Here is an 18,141-nt window from a genome sequence, read left to right on the forward strand (position 1 = left end):
ATGCACACTCTTGCTCCACCAAAGGCCCGGTGCAGACCGTTTTCGTCTGTACAAGAGAGCCCATTAGCCTGAGTCGATCTGCGTGCGACCCACCGAGATCCAGCGGCAGATTGCTCGACCCCATCACTCAAGATCTATGCGGGCGTGCCCATGATTACCCTGAAACTCAATGGTCAAGACCATCAACTCGACGTCACCGAGGACATGCCGTTGCTCTGGGCGATCCGCGACGTGGCCGGTTACAACGGCACCAAATTCGGTTGCGGCATGGGCCTGTGCGGCGCCTGCACCATTCATATCGAAGGGGCTCCGGCACGCAGTTGCATCACCCCCATCGGTTCAGTCGCCGGGCAGAATGTCAGCACCATCGACAACCTGCACGCCGACCCGATCGGCAAAGTCGTGCAGCAAGCCTGGCTCGACACGGCAGTGGCCCAATGTGGCTTCTGCCAGGGCGGGCAAATCATGTCGGCGACAGCGCTGCTCAAGACCCATCCGAACCCGAGCGACGAGCAGATCGAGGAAGCCATGGTCGGCAACATCTGCCGCTGCGGCACCTACAATCGCATCAAGACCGCGATCCGCCAGGCCTCCACTCACCTGAAGGAGGCCAAGGCATGAGCCGGTTACCGAATGATTTCGCCCTGAGCAACCTTAGTCGCCGTGGTTTTCTGAAAGGCGTGGGCGCCACCAGCGCGCTGGTTTTGGCGGCGAGCTGGGGCTGGCAAGACGCTTTTGCCGAGGACAAAGAGAAAAAGTTCGGTGCCGACGGCATGCCTCACGGTTGGGTCGACGATCCGAAAGTCTATGTGAGCATCGCCGCCGATGGCACGGTGACCGTGATCTGCAATCGCTCGGAGATGGGCCAGGGCGTGCGCACCAGCCTGACCATGGTGGTGGCCGATGAACTGGAGGCCGATTGGGCAAGGGTCAAAGTACAGCAGGCCCCCGGCGATGAAGTACGTTTCGGCAACCAGGACACCGACGGCTCGCGCAGCATGCGTCACTGGTACGAGCCGATGCGTCGCTGCGGTGCTGCTGCGCGGGCCATGCTGGAACAGGCTGCCGCCGACCAGTGGAAAGTGTCCGTCGGCGAGTGCCATGCGCAACTTCATAAAGTCATCCATAAACCGTCGGGTCGTGAGCTGGGCTATGGAGCCCTGGCCGCCGCTGCTGGCGCTTTGGCCGTGCCGGCGCGCGACAGCCTGAGACTCAAGCAACCTTCGGAATTTCGATATATCGGCAAGGAAGGCACCAAGGCCATCGACGGTGAAGACATCGTCAACGGTCGTGCGGTGTACGGCGCCGACGTGCATGTCGACGGCATGCTGTACGCGACCATTGCGCGGCCGACGGTGTATGGCGGCAAGGTCAAAAGCTTCGATGGCAGCGCGGCGATGAAAGTCCCCGGCGTGGTCAAGGTGCTGCAGATCGAAAGCCGTCCGTTGCCTTCGGAGTTCCAACCCTTGGGCGGCATTGCCGTGGTGGCGAGCAATACCTGGGCGGCGATCAAGGGCCGCGAGGCACTGAAAATCGAGTGGGACGACGGCCCCAACGCCAGCTACGACTCGATTGCTTACCGCAAGGAGCTCGAAGCTGCCTCGCTCAAGCCGGGCAAGGTGGTGCGTAATGCCGGCAACATCGAAGAGGCCATGGCCAGCGCCGATAGCACCCTGGAAGCCTCCTACTACTTGCCGCATCTGTCACAGTCGCCGATGGAGCCGATGGTCGCCATTGCGCGGTTCAAGGACGGTGCGTGCGAAGCCTGGGGGCCGAGCCAGGCGCCGCAGGTCACCCGGGAGCGGATCGGCGAGCGCCTGGGCCTGTCGTTCGACAAAGTCACGTTCAACGTGACCCTGCTCGGGGGCGGATTCGGGCGCAAGTCCAAGCCTGACTTCATCATCGAAGCCGCCATCCTCGCCAAGGAGTTCCCCGGCAAAGCGGTGCGGGTGCAATGGACTCGTGAAGACGACATCCACTGTTCCTACTTCCACACCGTGTCGGCCGAATATCTCAAGGCCAGCCTGAACAAGGATGGCCTGCCGTCCGGCTGGTTGCACCGTACCGTGGCGCCGAGCATCACTGCGTTGTTTGCGCCGGGCATGAACCATGAGGCGGCGTTCGAGTTGGGCATGGGGTTCACCAACATGGCGTATGCGATTCCCAACATTCGCCTGGAGAACCCCGAGGCAACGGTGCATACCCGGGTGGGTTGGTATCGCTCGGTGTCGAACATTCCCCATGGCTTCGCGATCCAGAGTTTTATCGATGAACTGGCGCACAAGGCCGGGCAGGATCCGCTGAAGTACCAGATCAGATTGCTCGGCCCGGACCGTCAGATCGATCCGCGCACCTTGAGTGAAGAGTGGAACTACGGCGAGTCCCCCGAGCGTTATCCGATCGACACCGCGCGCCTGCGCACGGTATTGGAGACCGCCGCCAAAGCCGCCGGTTGGGGGCGTGAGTTGCCCAAGGGGCGCGGCCTTGGCCTGGCGGTGCATTACAGCTTCGTGACCTATGTGGCGGCGGTGATCGAAGTCGAAGTCAAAGACGACGGCACCTTGGTCGTGCACAAGGCGGATATTGCGGTGGATTGCGGTCCGCAGATCAACCCCGAACGGATTCGCTCGCAGTTCGAGGGCGCCTGCGTCATGGGTCTGGGTAATGCCGTGCTGGGAGAGATCAGCTTCAAGGACGGCAAGGTCCAGCAGGATAACTTCCATATGTACGAAGTGGCGCGCATGTCCCTGGCGCCGAAGGAAGTGGCGGTGCATCTGGTGACGCCGCCGGGCAACGTGCCGTTGGGCGGTGTGGGTGAACCGGGTGTGCCACCGATTGCGCCGGCCCTGTGCAATGCGATCTTTGCTGCCACTGGCAAACGCATTCGCAATCTGCCGGTTCGTTATCAGCTGTCGGGTTGGCAGAAGGCCGACGCCTGATGGACAGCGCCGATCTGAACGTCCTGCGCAGCGTGTTGCAATGGCATCGCGCCGGTCAGCGGGTGGTGCTGTACAGCGTGGTCGAAACCTGGGGCACAGCGCCCCGGGCACCCGGCGCCATGCTGGCCTTGCGCGAAGACGGCATGGTGATTGGTTCGGTCTCGGGTGGGTGTGTCGAAGATGACTTGATTGCCCGGCTGCACGACGGGCGCCTCGGGCTTGACGGGCCGCCGGTGCAATTGATCACCTACGGCGTGACCCGCGAGGAAGCCGCACGTTTCGGCTTGCCCTGCGGTGGCACCTTGCGCTTGACCGAGGAGCGTATCGACGATGGGGATTGGGTCGAACAATTACTTGCTCGATGCGAGGCCCATGAAATCGTTGCCCGTGAACTGAATCTGACCACCGGCAAAGTGATTTTGCAGCCGGCCGGTAAAGCTGACGTGTTGATGTTCGACGGGCAGACGTTGCGAGCGATCTATGGTCCGCGCTGGCGCTTGCTGCTGATCGGCGCGGGGCAGCTGTCGCGCTATGTGGCGGAAATGGCCCGGCTGCTGGATTTCGAGGTGCTGATTTGCGATCCGCGTAGCGAGTTCGTCTACGGCTGGGAGGAGCAGCACGGACGATTCGTTTCGGGCATGCCGGATGAGGCGGTATTGAACATCCAGACCGATGAGCGCACGGCCATCGTGGCCTTGACCCATGATCCGCGTCTGGACGACATGGCGCTGCTCACAGCCCTGGATTCCAGGGCTTTCTACGTCGGGGCGCTGGGATCGCGGGTCAACAGCCAGAAGCGCCGGGAAAACCTGGCTCAACTGGGGTTGTCGCAATCGGCGATTGACCGCTTGCATGGTCCGATCGGTTTGCACATCGGCAGTCATAATCCGGCGGAAATTGCCTTGTCGCTCATGGCGGAAATCGTGGCGGTCAAAAACGGCATCGAACTGAAGCAGAAGAAAACCCTGCGGGAGGATGTATGAGCAAGTCCATTGGCGTCATCGTGTTGGCGGCGGGGCAGGGCAGTCGATTTCGCCAGGTGGCGGGTGCCGAAAAGGATAAATTGGTGGCCGATTGCACCGGGCGTGACGGCGTGGTGCGGTCCGTCATCGAGCACACGTTGGTCAACCTGCCGGCGGTGCTGGACAAGCGCGTGCTGGTGACCACTGCTGACCGCCCGCAAGTGATTCGCATGGCCCAGGCCTATGGCTGCGAGATTGTACTGATCGAATCGACGGGAATGGGCGACAGCATTGCCGCGGGAGTCGCTGCCTGCAAGCAGCTCGATGGCTGGTTGATGGTGCTGGGAGATATGCCGTTCATTCTGCCATCCAGTATCGAGCAGGTGGTGACAGGTATTGGCGATGACTGTATCAGTGTGCCCGTGCAGGACGGCGAATACGGGCATCCGGTCGGCTTCGGACGGGACTTCGCGGCGGGGTTGATGGCGCTATCGGGGGATCGCGGCGCCAAGCCGTTGTTCGCCCAGGGGCGGGTGGTTGAGGTTGCGGTGAATGATCCCGGGGTTTTGTGGGATGTGGATGTGCCGCAGAAATTGGTTTTTGAGTGAAGTCATAAAGATCGCAGCCTTCGGCAGCTCCTACGTCGTTCATCTGTAGGAGCTGCCGAAGGCTGCGATCTTTTGATCTTTACTGAAATAAAAAGCCCCGCCTGGATCACCAGGCGGGGCTTTTCATTGGCCGATGGAATCAGACGAGAGGTTTAGGCTCGTGTTCTTTTTCCTCGGCTTGCTCGTGTTGCTCTACCGCTTCCTGAACGGAGCGCGGTGCTTCGTGGATCACCGACTCAACCGGCTCGGCAGTCACTTCGGCGGCCGGTGCAGGTTCGGCAGCGACAGCCGCTTCAGCAGGAGCCGCAGCGGCAGCCAGTTCAGCTTCCTTCTGCAGACGCTCGGCTTCACGCTTGCGACGACGCACTTCACGCGGGTCGTTAGGCGCACGGCCACTTGGCGTCAGGGAGCTGGCAGGCGCGGCTTCGACTACCGGAGCGGGTGCTTCGGCAACGACCGGCGCTTCAACGACTGGCGCTTCAATCACCGGCGCTGGAGCCGGTTCCGCGGCGGCAACCACCGGCTCGGAAACCATGGCTTCAGCCACTTGGGTCTCAGCGGCTGGTGCAGCGGCTTCAGCGACGGCTGGCTCGGCAACCCAGTTGAATGCGGTTTGCTCTTCGCGAACTTCACGCACGGTTTCAGTCACGGTTTCAACAACCGCGTCTGCAACCTGGGCAGGAGCTTCTACCACTGGCGCTGGCTCGGCAGCCGCTTCAACAGCTGGCTGAGCTTCCGGCGCTGGCGCTACTTCGATTTCCGGCGAGGCGGTGACTTCGACCGGAGTGGTCGCTTCAACGACTGGCGCTTCAACCGGAGCTGCTTCGAGCGTCGCGGCAGTGGCGCGTTCGGCTTGCACATTGGCTTCAGCTTCGGCTGGAGCGCTGATCACGCTGCTGGCAACGGCTGCGGTGACAGCCAGGCCGGCGGCCAGGTCAGCAGTGCTTGGCGCTTCAGCGTTTTCGCCGGATTCGGACTCTTCCGAACCTTCGATCACGTTGCCGTTGGCGTCACGCTGACGCTCGCGACGGTTGCTGCGACGACGCTGGCCACGGGAGCGGCGGCGTGGACGATCGCCCTCGGCGCCTTCCTGACCGTCTTCCGGCAGTTGCTCTTCGTTGGTGACCAGTTCTTCTTCAGTTGTGGCTGCGGCAGCTTGTTCGGCACGTGGCTGGCGTTCTTCACGCGGTGGGCGTGGAGCGCGTTCTTCACGTGGCTGGCGAGCTGGACGCTCTTCAGCGGTAGCAGCCGTAGCAGCTGTAGCGGCGGCCGGAGCAGCCGGAGTGGCATCCAGGGGCTCACGCAGTTCACGAACGCGTTCTTCACGCTCGCCACGCGGCTTGCGATCTTCACGCGGAGCGCGCGGTGCACGTTCTTCACGAGGCGCGCGTGGTGCGCGTTCTTCGCGGGCTACTGCTGGCGTTTCTTCGCGGGTCTCGCGAGGTTCACGCACTTCACGTGGCTGACGTTCTTCACGCGGCTCACGTGGTGCGCGCTCTTCACGCGGTGCACGTTCTTCACGAGGCTTGCGCTCTTCATCGCGGCGACCGTTACGGTTGCGGCTCTGCTGGCGACCGTTGCGGCGCTCTTCGTTGCGGGCTGGACGCTCGGTGGTCGCAGGCTTTTCAACCACGGCCGGAGCAACAGGCTCTTCCTTGGTGGCGAACAGGCTCACCAGCGACTTCACCAGGCCTTTGAACAGGCTTGGCTCAGGCACTGCAACCGGAGCAGGGGCTGGAGCGGCCACTTCGGTCGGAACCGGAGCGTTGGCGCGGGCCGGGGCCGTCTTGACCGCGGCTTCCTGGCGAACCAGGGTGCGGGTCGCAGCGGCTGGCTGGACTTCTTCGACTTCGGCAGCGGCAGCGGCGATTTCGTAGCTGGACTGGTTGGTCGCGGCTTCCGGGCTGTCATCACGCAGGCGCTGCACTTCGAAATGCGGCGTTTCGAGGTGATCGTTCGGCAGGATGACGATACGGGCACGGGTGCGCAGTTCGATCTTGGTGATCGAGTTGCGTTTTTCGTTGAGCAGGAACGCGGCCACCGGGATCGGCACTTGTGCACGAACTTCGGCGGTACGGTCTTTCAGGGCTTCTTCTTCGATCAGGCGCAGGATCGCCAGGGACAGCGATTCAACGTCACGGATGATGCCGGTGCCGTTGCAGCGCGGGCAGACGATGCCGCTGCTTTCGCCCAGGGACGGACGCAGGCGCTGACGGGACATTTCCAGCAGGCCGAAGCGCGAGATGCGACCGACTTGCACGCGAGCGCGGTCGGCTTCCAGGCATTCGCGGACTTTCTCTTCCACGGCGCGCTGGTTCTTGGCAGGGGTCATGTCGATGAAGTCGATGACGATCAGGCCACCGATGTCGCGCAGGCGCAACTGACGGGCGATTTCCTCGGCCGCTTCAAGGTTGGTTTGCAGTGCGGTTTCTTCGATGTCGCTGCCTTTGGTGGCGCGCGCCGAGTTGATGTCGATGGACACCAGGGCTTCGGTCGGATCGATAACGATGGAACCGCCGGAAGGCAGTTCGACAACGCGCTGGAAAGCGGTTTCGATCTGGCTTTCGATCTGGAAACGGTTGAACAGCGGAACGCTGTCTTCGTACAGCTTGATCTTGCTGGCGTACTGCGGCATCACCTGGCGGATGAAGGTCAGGGCTTCGTCCTGGGCTTCAACGCTGTCGATCAGCACTTCGCCGATGTCCTGGCGCAGGTAGTCGCGGATCGCGCGGATGATCACGTTGCTTTCCTGGTAGATCAGGAACGGCGCGGCGCGGTCCAGCGAAGCTTCCTTGATGGCGGTCCAGAGTTGCAGCAGGTAGTCGAGGTCCCACTGCATTTCTTCGCTGCTGCGGCCCAGGCCGGCAGTGCGCACGATCAGGCCCATGTCGGCCGGGGCAACCAGGCCGTTCAGGGCTTCACGCAGTTCGTTGCGCTCTTCGCCTTCGATGCGACGGGAGATACCGCCGGCACGCGGGTTGTTCGGCATCAGCACCAGGTAACGACCGGCCAGGCTGATGAAGGTGGTCAGGGCGGCGCCCTTGTTGCCACGCTCTTCTTTTTCGACCTGAACGATGACTTCCTGGCCTTCGCTCAGGACGTCCTTGATGTTGACGCGACCTTCAGGGGCTTTCTTGAAGTATTCGCGGGAGATTTCTTTGAGGGGCAGGAAGCCGTGGCGCTCAGAGCCGAAATCGACAAAGGCAGCCTCGAGGCTTGGTTCGATGCGAGTAATCCGGCCTTTATAGATGTTGGCCTTCTTCTGCTCGCGTGCACCGGATTCGATGTCCAGGTCGTAGAGGCGCTGGCCATCTACCAGTGCAACACGCAACTCTTCGGGTTGAGTTGCGTTAATCAGCATTCTTTTCATGTAGTACCGTCGGTTTCCGGGCTGCCGGAAACGGCGTTCGGCACACACGACTTCTCACGGTCGGTGTCAGGTGCGTCGGGAGTGGTTGGCCATTTCCCGTGTCCAGCGAAGTCCGGCCAATGTGGGCCTTCATCGCGACGTACGCGTCCTGCTTGCTGTGGCTACTTAAGCACTCAGTCAGGAGGAGGAATCAACCAGCGGCTGTGGACGAGATGAAGCGTCTTGAGAAAGCCTGTTGCTACACAGTCCGGCGGTTGTGCATCTCCACCCTACACGTATCCCTGATAATTCGGGTGCTGCCGCGCGCAGAATCCGCAGCGGGTTGGCATTTACCGTGAGCTCCGAAAGGGGAGGTCACGCATCATGGCTAATTTAGGCGTTGTTTCCGATGCCTTCGCTCGGGGTCATTCGCAGCTGACTGCACTTTGTGAACTGGCCGTGAATATGGCTCGCAAAACGAGTGGAAAACTCTGCTTTGTGGCGTGATTCAGGCCTCATGTCACCTGCGCTCGTTACACCTGCAAACTCCACCGTTACGTAGCGAAAGCCCCGTAGGACGGCCTCGCGTCCTGGTGAATTGCGTTGGTCAGGGCCGGTTTTTGACCGTTGGTCCGCTGTCCAGGCCGCTTTTGGCGGCGTTCGCGACTATAGCAGCAATGATTAAGTGCTTCAATTCCATAAAAAATTGTTATCATCCGCGCCATGACGACGACTACCCCCCCGACTCCAGGCGTACAACTGCTTGAGGTCTCGCCGGAATATGCCGGCCAGCGCATTGATAATTTCCTTCTCGCCCGACTCAAAGGCGTGCCCAAGACCTTGATTTACCGCATTTTGCGCAAGGGCGAAGTGCGCGTGAACAAGGGTCGGATCAAGCCCGAGTACAAGCTGCAGGCGGGCGATATCGTGCGCGTGCCGCCGGTTCGCGTGCCCGAGCGCGACGAGCCGGTACCGCTGGCACAAGGCCTGCTGCAGCGGCTCGAAGCCTCGATTGTCTTCGAAGACAAGGCGCTGATCGTGATCAACAAGCCTTGCGGCATCGCCGTTCACGGCGGCAGCGGCTTGAATTACGGTGTCATCGAAGCCTTTCGTCAGTTGCGTCCCGATTGCAAGGAGCTCGAACTGGTTCATCGTCTTGACCGCGACACCTCCGGCTTGCTGATGATCGCCAAGAAACGCAGCATGCTGCGTCACCTGCACACAGCCTTGCGCGGTGATGGCGTTGATAAGCGCTATATGGCGCTGGTTCGCGGTAACTGGGCGTCCTCGATCAAGCAAGTCCGAGCGGCGCTCGGCAAGAGCAATCTGCGCTCCGGTGAGCGTATGGTCGAGGTCGACGAGGAGGAGGGCAAGGAGTCTGTGACCGTGTTCAAGGTCCTGCGTCGCTTTGGCGACTTTGCCACCCTGGTTGAAGCCAGGCCGATCACCGGCCGCACTCACCAGATCCGTGTCCACACGTTGCACGCCGGGCACTGCATTGCCGGCGACACCAAGTATGGCGATGACGATTTCAGTAAGGAAATCCGTGATCTGGGCGGCAAGCGCCTGTTCCTGCACGCCTACATGCTGACCGTGCCGCTCCCCGATGGCGGTGAACTGAAGCTGCAAGCGCCGGTTGACGATATGTGGGCCAAAACCGTGGAGCGATTGAGTGCGCCCATCTGATTACAAGCTGCTGATCTTTGATTGGGACGGCACCCTGGCCGACTCCATTGGCCGAATTGTCGAGGCGATGCACGTTGCCTCCCGGCGTTCCGGTTTTGAGCTGCGCGATGATCTGGCCGTCAAGGGGATCATCGGCCTGGGCTTGCCGGAAGCGATCCGCACCCTGTACCCCGAAATCGACGATGCCGGGCTGATCGCGTTCCGCGAGCACTATGCCGAGCATTACATTGCGTCGGAGGCTGTGCCTTCGCCGCTGTTCGAGGGTGTGGTCGAATCGCTCGAGGAGTTTCGTGCCGAGGGCTATCATCTGGCCGTGGCGACCGGCAAGGCCCGTCGCGGGCTGGATCGGGTGTTGAAGTCCCATGGTTGGGAGAATTACTTCGATATCACTCGCGCCGCCGACGAGACCGCCAGCAAGCCCCATCCGCTGATGCTCGAGCAGATCCTCGCCCATTGCGAGGTTCGCCCGGAGCAGGCGTTGATGGTCGGTGATTCGTCCTTCGATTTGCAGATGGCACGCAACGCCGGCATGGGTTCGGTGGCCGTCAGTTATGGTGCTCAATCGATCGATGCGTTGAAGTTGTATGAGCCGCGACTGGCCATCGACCGTTTTTCAGAATTGCATGCCTGGCTGAGTCAGCGGGCTTAACCGGTTGTTTTTGGGGTGGATGGCATGGCCGACGAATGGAAGGCGCCCGCCAAGGCGAGCGCAGAGAGCGGTGACGACAAGAGCTGGAAGCTGCTGGAAAAAACGCTGCTGGCTGGCGTGCAGGAGCAGCGCCGGTCCCGTCGCTGGGGGATATTCTTCAAATTACTGACTTTTGTGTATCTGTTCGGCGCAATTGCCCTGTTTTCGCCACTGATGGATATGGAGAAGGCCGCTACCCTCAGTGCCAATTACACGGCGCTGATCGATGTGACGGGCATGATTGCCGACAAGGAATCGGCCAGCGCAGACAATATCGTTGGCAGCCTGCGCGCGGCTTTCGAGGACAAGAAAGTCAAGGGCGTCATCCTGCGCATCAACAGCCCGGGCGGCAGTCCGGTGCAGTCGGGTTATGTCTATGACGAGATCCGTCGTCTGCGTGGCCTGCACCCGGATATCAAGCTCTATGCGGTCATTTCCGATCTGGGGGCTTCCGGCGCTTACTACATCGCCAGCGCGGCAGATCAGATCTACGCCGACAAGGCGAGCCTGGTCGGCTCCATCGGTGTGACGGCAGCCGGTTATGGTTTTGTCGGCACCATGGAGAAGCTGGGCGTCGAGCGGCGCACCTACACCTCTGGCGAGCACAAGTCGTTCCTCGATCCGTTCCAGCCGCAGAAGCCGGAAGAAACCGTTTTCTGGCAGGGCGTGCTCGATACGACCCACAAGCAGTTCATCAGCAGCGTCAAGCAGGGGCGTGGCGATCGCCTGAAGGACAAGGAGCATCCGGAGCTGTTCTCCGGCCTGGTCTGGTCCGGTGAGCAAGCGCTGCCGCTGGGGTTGATCGATGGGTTGGGCAATGCCAGTTCGGTTGCACGGGATGTGATCGGCGAGAAAGAGCTGGTGGACTTCACCGTTCAGGAGTCGCCATTCGATCGCTTCTCGAAAAAACTCGGTGCCAGCGTGGCTGAGCATTTGGCGATGTGGATGGGCTTTAACGGTCCGTCGTTGCGCTGATCCGGCCTTGGGTCAAAAGATCGCAGCCCGCGGCAGCTCCTACGCTAATTCGTGTGGGGGCTGCCGCAAGCTGCGATCTTTTGCTTTCAGGGGATTTGCACGCCTTCGGCCAGCAACATGTCGATCAGGCGAATCAGTGGCAGGCCGATCAGGCTGGTGGCGTCAGGGCCCTCGGTGCTGCGAAACAGGCTGACCCCCAGGCCTTCGGCCTTGAAGCTGCCTGCGCAGTCGTAGGGTTGCTCTGCGTGCAGGTAGCGTTCGATGCGGGTTGCGTCGAGTGTGCGCATGTGTACGGTGAACGGCACGCAATCGACCTGGCAGTACCCGGTCTGGCTGTTGAGCAGGGCCAGGCCGGTCAGGAACGTCACGCTGGCACCGCTGGCGGCCAGCAGTTGTTCGCTGGCCTTTTCGAAGGTGTGGGGCTTGCCGATAATCCGCTCACCCAGCACAGCGACCTGGTCGGAGCCGATTATCAGATGAGCGGTATGGCTGTCGGCCAGGGCGCGCGCTTTCTCTTCGGCGAGGCGCTTGACCAGCTCGATGGCGGACTCGCCCGGGCGATGGCTTTCATCGATATCCGGCGAGCTGCAAGTGAAAGGCAGCTGCAGGCGGGTCAGCAATTCCCGGCGATAGGCCGAGCTGGAAGCGAGTAATAAAGGCAGCATGCGCAACTCCATAAGGCGTGTGCGAATTCTAGCGAGGCTTCCAAGTGACGGACAGGGCTGAATTTCCTTTGACATGGGCGGGGGCATCCCTATAATGCTGCGCCTATGTTGAATGACCCGATTCCACCTCACGTTGACCCGCGCAAATTGGCTGATCGTGGCACCACCCTTCAAGGTGAAATGCTGCTGGCCGATTTGGAGAGACTCTGCGACCCGCTTTCCGACAATGTCGGTACGGTGCAGGCTAAATTCGTTTTTGAACGAGATGAACGTAAATCTGTGGTCATCCACAGCTTTATCGACACTGAGGTCAAAATGGTTTGCCAGCGTTGTCTTGAGCTGGTCACCCTGCCGATCCACAGCGAATGCAGTTACGCTGTGGTGAAGGAGGGTGCGAATACCCAGTCGTTGCCGAAAGGTTATGACGTGCTGGAACTGGGCGAAGATCCTTTGGATCTGCAGTCACTGATCGAGGAGGAGCTTCTGCTCGCCTTGCCCATTGTGCCTGCTCATCATCCGGAAGAATGCCAGCAGCCGGCGGGTCTCGATGAGCCCGAACCGAGCGAGGACGAGGTAACGCGGTCCAACCCGTTCAGTGTATTGGCGCAGTTAAAGCGTGACCCAAACGTTTAGGAGTTAATCAATTATGGCTGTTCAGCAGAACAAAAAATCCCGCTCTGCCCGTGACATGCGCCGTTCGCACGACGCTCTCGAGGCTAGCACCCTGTCTGTAGAAAAAACCACCGGTGAAGTTCACCTGCGTCACCACGTATCGCCAGAAGGCGTATACCGTGGCCGTAAAGTGATCGACAAGGGCGCTGACGAGTAATCACTTGTCCGCTCAAGTCATCGCGATTGACGCAATGGGCGGGGACTTCGGTCCCCGCAGCATTGTCCAGGCCAGCCTTGCTTGCCTGTCTGCTACGCCCTCGCTGCACCTGACCCTCGTCGGTCAACCCTCCCTTCTTGAAGAATTGATCGCTGGCCATCCGGCTGTGGATCGCGCGCGCCTGTCGATTGCCCCGGCGAGCGAAGTCATCACAATGGACGAGAAGCCGGCCCAGGCCCTGCGTGGCAAACCCGACTCGTCGATGCGCGTGGCGCTTGAGTTGTTGCGTGACGGCAAGGTCCAGGCCTGTGTCAGTGCCGGCAATACCGGTGCGCTGATGGCGTTGTCGCGGTTCGTGCTCAAGACCCTGCCGGGCATTGACCGCCCGGCTATGGTGGCGGCGATTCCGACACAAAAGGGTTACTGCCAATTGCTCGACCTGGGCGCCAACGTCGATTGCAGTGCCGAGCATCTGCTGCAGTTTGCGGTCATGGGCTCGGTTGCGGCTGAGACCCTGGGTATCGCGCGTCCTCGGGTGGCGTTGCTGAACATCGGCACCGAAGACATCAAGGGCAATCAACAGGTCAAGTTGGCAGCGACTTTGTTGCAAGGCGCCCGTGGCATCAATTACATCGGCTTTATCGAGGGCGACGGTTTGTACCGTGGCGAAGCGGATGTGGTGGTGTGTGACGGTTTTGTCGGCAACATCCTGCTCAAGTCCAGCGAAGGTCTGGCGACCATGATTGCCGGGCGCATCGAGGCGTTGTTCAGGAAGAACGTGGCCTCTCGCGTGATTGGCGCACTGGCGCTGCCCTTGATGAAGCGCCTGCAGGCCGATCTGGCGCCTGCCCGACACAACGGCGCGAGCTTTCTCGGCTTGCAGGGTATTGTGGTGAAAAGCCACGGTTCTGCAGGGGTCCAGGGGTTTCAGAGTGCCATTGAGCGCGCCTTGATCGAGATTCAGGAGAATCTTCCCGAGCGCCTGCACGGTCGTCTGGAGGATTTGTTGCTTTAGGCGTTTTCGTCGGACAATGCTTAAATGTGACCGCTTGGTTCGATGGGCCATCCAACTGTCAGTTTCTTGCGTCCCCGAAGTGGGGCGCCAACTCTCCGACGACAAGATCATTAGGGGCTTGTTACATGTCTGCTTCCCTCGCATTCGTCTTTCCAGGACAGGGTTCGCAGTCCCTCGGCATGCTGGCCGAGCTGGGCGCGCAACATCCGGTTGTCCTTGAAACATTCAAAGAAGCTTCCGATGCACTGGGTTACGACCTGTGGGCACTGACCCAGCAAGGGCCGGAAGAGCAACTCAATCAAACCGATAAAACCCAGCCGGCCATTCTGACCGCCTCTATCGCCTTGTGGCGTCTGTGGCTGGCTGAAGGTGGCGCACGCCCGGCCTACGTTGCCGGGCACAGCCTGGGTGAATACAGCGCGCTGGTCGCGGCAGGCAGCCTGAGCCTGGGCGATGCGGTGAAACTCGTCGAGCGTCGTGGCCAGTTGATGCAGGAAGCCGTTCCGGCCGGGCAGGGCGGCATGGCCGCTATCCTGGGCCTGGACGATGCCGACGTACTGGCAGCCTGTGCCGAAGCGGCGCAAGGCGAAGTGGTCAGCGCGGTCAATTTCAACTCGCCGGGCCAGGTGGTCATCGCCGGTGCCAAGGCTGCCGTCGAGCGCGCCATCGAAGGCTGCAAGGCGCGTGGTGCCAAGCGCGCCATGCCGCTGCCGGTCAGTGTGCCGTCGCACTGCGAGCTGATGCGTCCGGCTGCCGAACGTTTCGCCGAATCGATCGCTGCGATCGACTGGCAGGCGCCGCAGATTCCCGTGGTACAGAACGTCAGTGCCCAGGTGCCGGCCGATCTGGAAACCCTCAAGCGCGATCTGCTCGAACAACTGTACAAGCCAGTACGCTGGGTTGAATCGGTCCAGGCGCTGGCCGCCAAAGGCGCGACCAACCTGGTCGAGTGTGGCCCGGGCAAAGTGCTCGCCGGTCTGAACAAACGTTGCGCCGAAGGCGTGTCGACATCCAACCTCAATACCCCAGACGCTTTCGCTGCCGCCCGTGCAGCGTTGGCCTGAATCAGGAGAAGCTTGCATGAGTCTGCAAGGTAAAGTTGCACTGGTCACCGGTGCAAGCCGTGGCATAGGCCAGGCCATCGCCCTGGAGCTGGGGCGTCAGGGCGCTATCGTTGTGGGTACCGCGACCTCCGCGTCGGGTGCTGAGCGCATCGCCGCGACCCTGAAGGAAAACGGTATCCAGGGCACAGGCCTGGAACTCAATGTCACCAGCGACGAGTCCGTGGCAAGTGTTCTGGCGAGCATTCAGGAGCAGTTCGGTGCGCCGGCAATTCTGGTCAATAATGCCGGTATCACCCGCGATAACCTGATGATGCGCATGAAAGACGACGAGTGGCACGACGTTGTCGATACCAATCTGAACAGTCTGTTCCGCCTGTCCAAGGGCGTTTTGCGCGGCATGACCAAAGCTCGTTGGGGCCGAATTATCAGTATTGGCTCGGTTGTGGGTGCCATGGGCAACGCAGGCCAAGTAAACTACGCTGCCGCCAAGGCCGGCCTGGAAGGTTTCAGCCGTGCTCTGGCGCGTGAAGTCGGTTCGCGTTCGATTACGGTAAACTCGGTGGCCCCTGGGTTCATCGATACCGATATGACCCGTGAACTGCCCGAGGCACAGCGTGAAGCCTTGCAGACGCAGATTCCGCTGGGTCGTCTGGGGCAGGCTCAAGAGATCGCGTCCGTGGTCGCTTTTCTTGCGTCGGACGGTGCGGCTTACGTTACCGGAGCTACAATCCCGGTGAACGGCGGGATGTACATGTAATTCAAATGTGACGGATTGCTTCAAAAAAATGTCATACGAGCTGTCTAAAATCCGTTATAAAGCTGCAATCTATTTATAGGCAGAGGGTCACCGGGTACGAGGAGTGAAGCTTTCAGTTGAAAAGCTGAAAAGTCTTTCTATACACTTACCCACTGGCCAGCTGCCTGAATTTGTCCATTAGGAGTGAAAACAAGGTATGAGCACCATCGAAGAGCGCGTCAAGAAAATCGTTGCTGAGCAACTGGGCGTTAAAGAAGAAGAAGTGGTCAACACTGCTTCCTTCGTTGAAGACCTGGGTGCCGACTCCCTTGACACCGTTGAGCTGGTGATGGCTCTGGAAGAGGAATTCGAGACCGAAATCCCTGACGAAGAAGCCGAGAAGATCACTACTGTACAAGCTGCAATCGACTACGTTACTAGCCACCAGGCGTAATAGTTTGTAATCGTTGCTCGCTGTCATGGAAAAACCGCACTGCCATCAAGGCGTGCGGTTTTTTCTTTAGGCCTGATGCAAAGTCGTCATTTGAAAAAAGGAGAGTGCTGTGTCGCGTAGACGCGTCGTAGTCACCGGTATGGGTATGTTGTCGCCACTGGGCACGGATGTGCCGAGCAGCTGGCAGGGCATTCTGGCTGGCCGTAGTGGCATTGGTCTGATCGAACACGCCGACCTTTCTGCCTATTCCACCCGTTTTGGCGGCTCGGTAAAGGACTTCAATGTCGAGGAATACCTCTCGGTCAAGGAAGCCCGCAAGCTCGACCTGTTCATTCAGTACGGTCTGGCCGCAGGTTTTCAGGCGGTACGCAATTCCGGTCTGGAAGTCACCGACGCCAACCGTGAGCGTATCGGCGTGGCCATGGGCTCGGGTATTGGCGGTCTGACCAATATCGAAGAAACCGCCCGCACGCTGCACGAGACCGGCCCGCGACGGATCTCTCCGTTCTTCGTGCCAGGCTCGATCATCAATATGATTTCCGGTTTCCTGTCCATCCACCTCGGTGCACAGGGACCCAACTACGCCATCGCCACGGCCTGTACCACCGGTACCCACTGCATTGGCATGGCGGCCCGCAACATCATGTACGACGAAGCCGACGTGATGATTGCCGGCGGCGCCGAGATGGCGGCCTGCGGTCTGGGCATGGGCGGCTTCGGTGCCTCCCGCGCGCTGTCGACCCGCAACGATGAGCCGACCCGCGCCAGCCGTCCATGGGACAAGGGCCGCGATGGCTTTGTATTGTCCAATGGTGCCGGCGCGCTGGTATTGGAAGAACTCGAGCACGCCAAGGCCCGCGGCGCGACCATCTATGCCGAGCTGATCGGCTTCGGCACCAGTGGCGACGCTTACCACATGACCTCGCCGCCAGCTGATGGCGCGGGTGCTGCGCGCTGCATCACCAACGCACTGCGCGATGCCAAAATCAATGGCGATCAAGTGCAGTACATCAACGCCCACGGCACCTCGACTCCGGCAGGCGACCTGGCCGAAGTCAATGCGATCAAGTCGGTGTTCGGCGAGCACGCCTACAAGCTGGCCGTCAGTTCCACCAAGTCCATGACCGGCCACCTGCTGGGTGCGGCGGGCGCGGTCGAGGCGATCTTCAGCGTGCTGGCGATCAACGGCCAGGTGGCGCCGCCGACCATTAACCTCGATGAGCCGGATGAAGGCTGCGACCTCGATTTCGTGCCGCACACGGCGCGCAACATGGATATCGATGTGGTCGTTTCCAACTCCTTCGGTTTTGGTGGCACCAACGGCTCGCTGGTGTTCCGCCGGTTCGCAGGCTGATGGACAGCTGGGTCGACGGTCAGCCGGCTGACGCTTTGTCGCTGAAGGATCGCGGCCTGGCTTATGGCGATGGTCTGTTCGAGACCATCGCCGTGCGCAGTGGTCGGCCCGTGTTGCTGGACCGGCATCTGTCGCGTCTGGCGGATGGCTGCTCACGCCTGGCGATAACCGCCGAGCATGAGCTGATCCGCAGCGAACTGTTGGCCTACGCCGCGGCACTGGGTGATGGGGTGCTCAAGCTCATTCTCACCCGTGGCGACGGACTGCGCGGTTACGCCCCGGATCCTTCGGCCCAGGCCCGACGCATTCTGCAAGGCAATCCACCGGCGGCTTACCCTGGGGTCCACGGTGAGCAGGGTGTTCGTCTGTTTCCCTGCGTCACGCGATTGTCCAGGCAGCCATTACTGGCCGGCCTCAAGCACCTGAATCGTCTTGAGCAAGTCCTCGCCCGTGCCGAATGGCAGGACAGCGAGCATGCCGAAGGCTTGATGCTCGATCAGGCCGGGCGCGTGATTGAAGGCGTGTTCAGCAACTTGTTCCTGGTGCGTGATGGCGTGCTCATCACTGCCGACCTCAAGCGCTGCGGCGTGGCAGGCGTGATGCGTGCCGAAATATTGTTTCAGGCCAAGTCGCTGGGAATCCCCACGCAAATCACCGATATCCCCCTCGAGCAGCTGCAATGGGCTGACGAAGTCTTTGTCTGCAACAGCGTGTATGGTATCTGGCCGGTGCGCGCCTATGCTGCTCTTCACTGGCCGGTTGGGCCGCTCACCCGTAAACTCCAAACCATTGCCCGTGTGCTACTGGATGCTTGATA

17 protein-coding genes are annotated in these 18,141 nt (G+C 60.8%); 15 read left to right on the forward strand and 2 right to left on the reverse strand.

The window, feature by feature from the left end:
- Positions 1–150: 150 nt before the first annotated feature.
- From ACM6G4_RS26150 to ACM6G4_RS26165, 4 genes are read left to right on the forward strand one after another with little or no spacing between them, the layout of a single operon-like run.
- Entirely contained in the window at positions 151–621 is a 471-nt protein-coding gene (locus ACM6G4_RS26150; protein ID WP_223541060.1) for a (2Fe-2S)-binding protein, read from the forward strand.
- Complete coding sequence (locus ACM6G4_RS26155) at positions 618–2,939, forward strand: molybdopterin cofactor-binding domain-containing protein (protein ID WP_414914912.1); 2,322 nt, start codon at positions 618–620, stop codon at positions 2,937–2,939. The genes ACM6G4_RS26150 and ACM6G4_RS26155 overlap by 4 nt, the downstream gene beginning before the upstream one ends.
- Entirely contained in the window at positions 2,939–3,922 is a 984-nt protein-coding gene (locus ACM6G4_RS26160) for an XdhC family protein (protein ID WP_414914913.1), read from the forward strand. The genes ACM6G4_RS26155 and ACM6G4_RS26160 overlap by 1 nt, the downstream gene beginning before the upstream one ends.
- Entirely contained in the window at positions 3,919–4,509 is a 591-nt protein-coding gene (locus ACM6G4_RS26165) for an NTP transferase domain-containing protein (RefSeq protein ID WP_056727227.1), read from the forward strand. Before ACM6G4_RS26160 ends, ACM6G4_RS26165 begins: the two co-directional genes overlap by 4 nt.
- A gap of 139 nt (positions 4,510–4,648) precedes the next feature.
- On the opposite strand, the gene rne is transcribed toward ACM6G4_RS26165, so the two are convergent.
- The gene (gene rne / locus ACM6G4_RS26170) at positions 4,649–7,879 is read right to left on the reverse strand and encodes a ribonuclease E (RefSeq protein ID WP_056727226.1); all 3,231 of its coding nucleotides are present in this window, start codon (positions 7,877–7,879) and stop codon (positions 4,649–4,651) included.
- 702 nt (positions 7,880–8,581) lie between these two features.
- On the opposite strand from rne, the gene rluC reads away from it, so the two are divergent.
- From rluC to ACM6G4_RS26185, 3 genes are read left to right on the forward strand one after another with little or no spacing between them, the layout of a single operon-like run.
- Positions 8,582–9,544 carry a 23S rRNA pseudouridine(955/2504/2580) synthase RluC gene (gene rluC, locus ACM6G4_RS26175; protein ID WP_056727225.1) on the forward strand — a complete coding sequence of 321 codons (963 nt, stop codon included), beginning with the start codon at positions 8,582–8,584 and terminating at the stop codon, positions 9,542–9,544.
- The gene (locus ACM6G4_RS26180; RefSeq protein ID WP_414914914.1) at positions 9,531–10,193 is read left to right on the forward strand and encodes an HAD-IA family hydrolase; all 663 of its coding nucleotides are present in this window, start codon (positions 9,531–9,533) and stop codon (positions 10,191–10,193) included. The genes rluC and ACM6G4_RS26180 overlap by 14 nt, the downstream gene beginning before the upstream one ends.
- Before the next feature lie 24 nt (positions 10,194–10,217).
- Positions 10,218–11,207 carry a S49 family peptidase gene (locus ACM6G4_RS26185; RefSeq protein WP_223541064.1) on the forward strand — a complete coding sequence of 330 codons (990 nt, stop codon included), beginning with the start codon at positions 10,218–10,220 and terminating at the stop codon, positions 11,205–11,207.
- 86 nt (positions 11,208–11,293) lie between these two features.
- Here the strand turns inward: ACM6G4_RS26185 and ACM6G4_RS26190 are convergent, their stop codons facing one another.
- A complete protein-coding gene (locus ACM6G4_RS26190) occupies positions 11,294–11,872 on the reverse strand; it encodes a Maf family protein (RefSeq protein ID WP_056727222.1) in 579 nt (192 codons plus the stop codon).
- 105 nt (positions 11,873–11,977) lie between these two features.
- Between ACM6G4_RS26190 and ACM6G4_RS26195 the strand changes: the two genes are divergently transcribed.
- The 8 genes from ACM6G4_RS26195 (at position 11,978) to pabC (ending at position 18,139) form a co-directional block, all read left to right on the forward strand.
- Positions 11,978–12,505, forward strand: a complete 528-nt coding sequence (locus ACM6G4_RS26195; protein WP_008050439.1) for a YceD family protein — start codon at positions 11,978–11,980, stop codon at positions 12,503–12,505.
- 13 nt (positions 12,506–12,518) lie between these two features.
- Positions 12,519–12,701, forward strand: coding sequence for a 50S ribosomal protein L32 (gene rpmF, locus ACM6G4_RS26200; RefSeq protein ID WP_003179396.1), 183 nt, complete (start codon positions 12,519–12,521; stop codon positions 12,699–12,701).
- A gap of 4 nt (positions 12,702–12,705) precedes the next feature.
- Positions 12,706–13,716, forward strand: a complete 1,011-nt coding sequence (plsX, locus tag ACM6G4_RS26205; protein ID WP_414914915.1) for a phosphate acyltransferase PlsX — start codon at positions 12,706–12,708, stop codon at positions 13,714–13,716.
- Positions 13,717–13,841: 125 nt separating this feature from the next.
- Positions 13,842–14,780 carry an ACP S-malonyltransferase gene (gene fabD / locus ACM6G4_RS26210; protein ID WP_008050436.1) on the forward strand — a complete coding sequence of 313 codons (939 nt, stop codon included), beginning with the start codon at positions 13,842–13,844 and terminating at the stop codon, positions 14,778–14,780.
- A 16-nt stretch (positions 14,781–14,796) separates the two neighbouring features.
- The gene (gene fabG, locus ACM6G4_RS26215) at positions 14,797–15,537 is read left to right on the forward strand and encodes a 3-oxoacyl-ACP reductase FabG (RefSeq protein WP_007987168.1); all 741 of its coding nucleotides are present in this window, start codon (positions 14,797–14,799) and stop codon (positions 15,535–15,537) included.
- Between the two features lie 196 nt (positions 15,538–15,733).
- The gene (gene acpP / locus ACM6G4_RS26220) at positions 15,734–15,970 is read left to right on the forward strand and encodes an acyl carrier protein (RefSeq protein WP_003175607.1); all 237 of its coding nucleotides are present in this window, start codon (positions 15,734–15,736) and stop codon (positions 15,968–15,970) included.
- Between the two features lie 109 nt (positions 15,971–16,079).
- Positions 16,080–17,324 carry a beta-ketoacyl-ACP synthase II gene (gene fabF / locus ACM6G4_RS26225; protein WP_056727219.1) on the forward strand — a complete coding sequence of 415 codons (1,245 nt, stop codon included), beginning with the start codon at positions 16,080–16,082 and terminating at the stop codon, positions 17,322–17,324.
- Positions 17,324–18,139, forward strand: a complete 816-nt coding sequence (gene pabC, locus ACM6G4_RS26230) for an aminodeoxychorismate lyase (RefSeq protein WP_056727218.1) — start codon at positions 17,324–17,326, stop codon at positions 18,137–18,139. Before fabF ends, pabC begins: the two co-directional genes overlap by 1 nt.
- Positions 18,140–18,141: the final 2 nt, after the last annotated feature.

The sequence above is a fragment of the Pseudomonas sp. IT-P258 genome (assembly GCF_949767825.1).
Taxonomy (GTDB): domain Bacteria; phylum Pseudomonadota; class Gammaproteobacteria; order Pseudomonadales; family Pseudomonadaceae; genus Aquipseudomonas; species Aquipseudomonas monachiensis.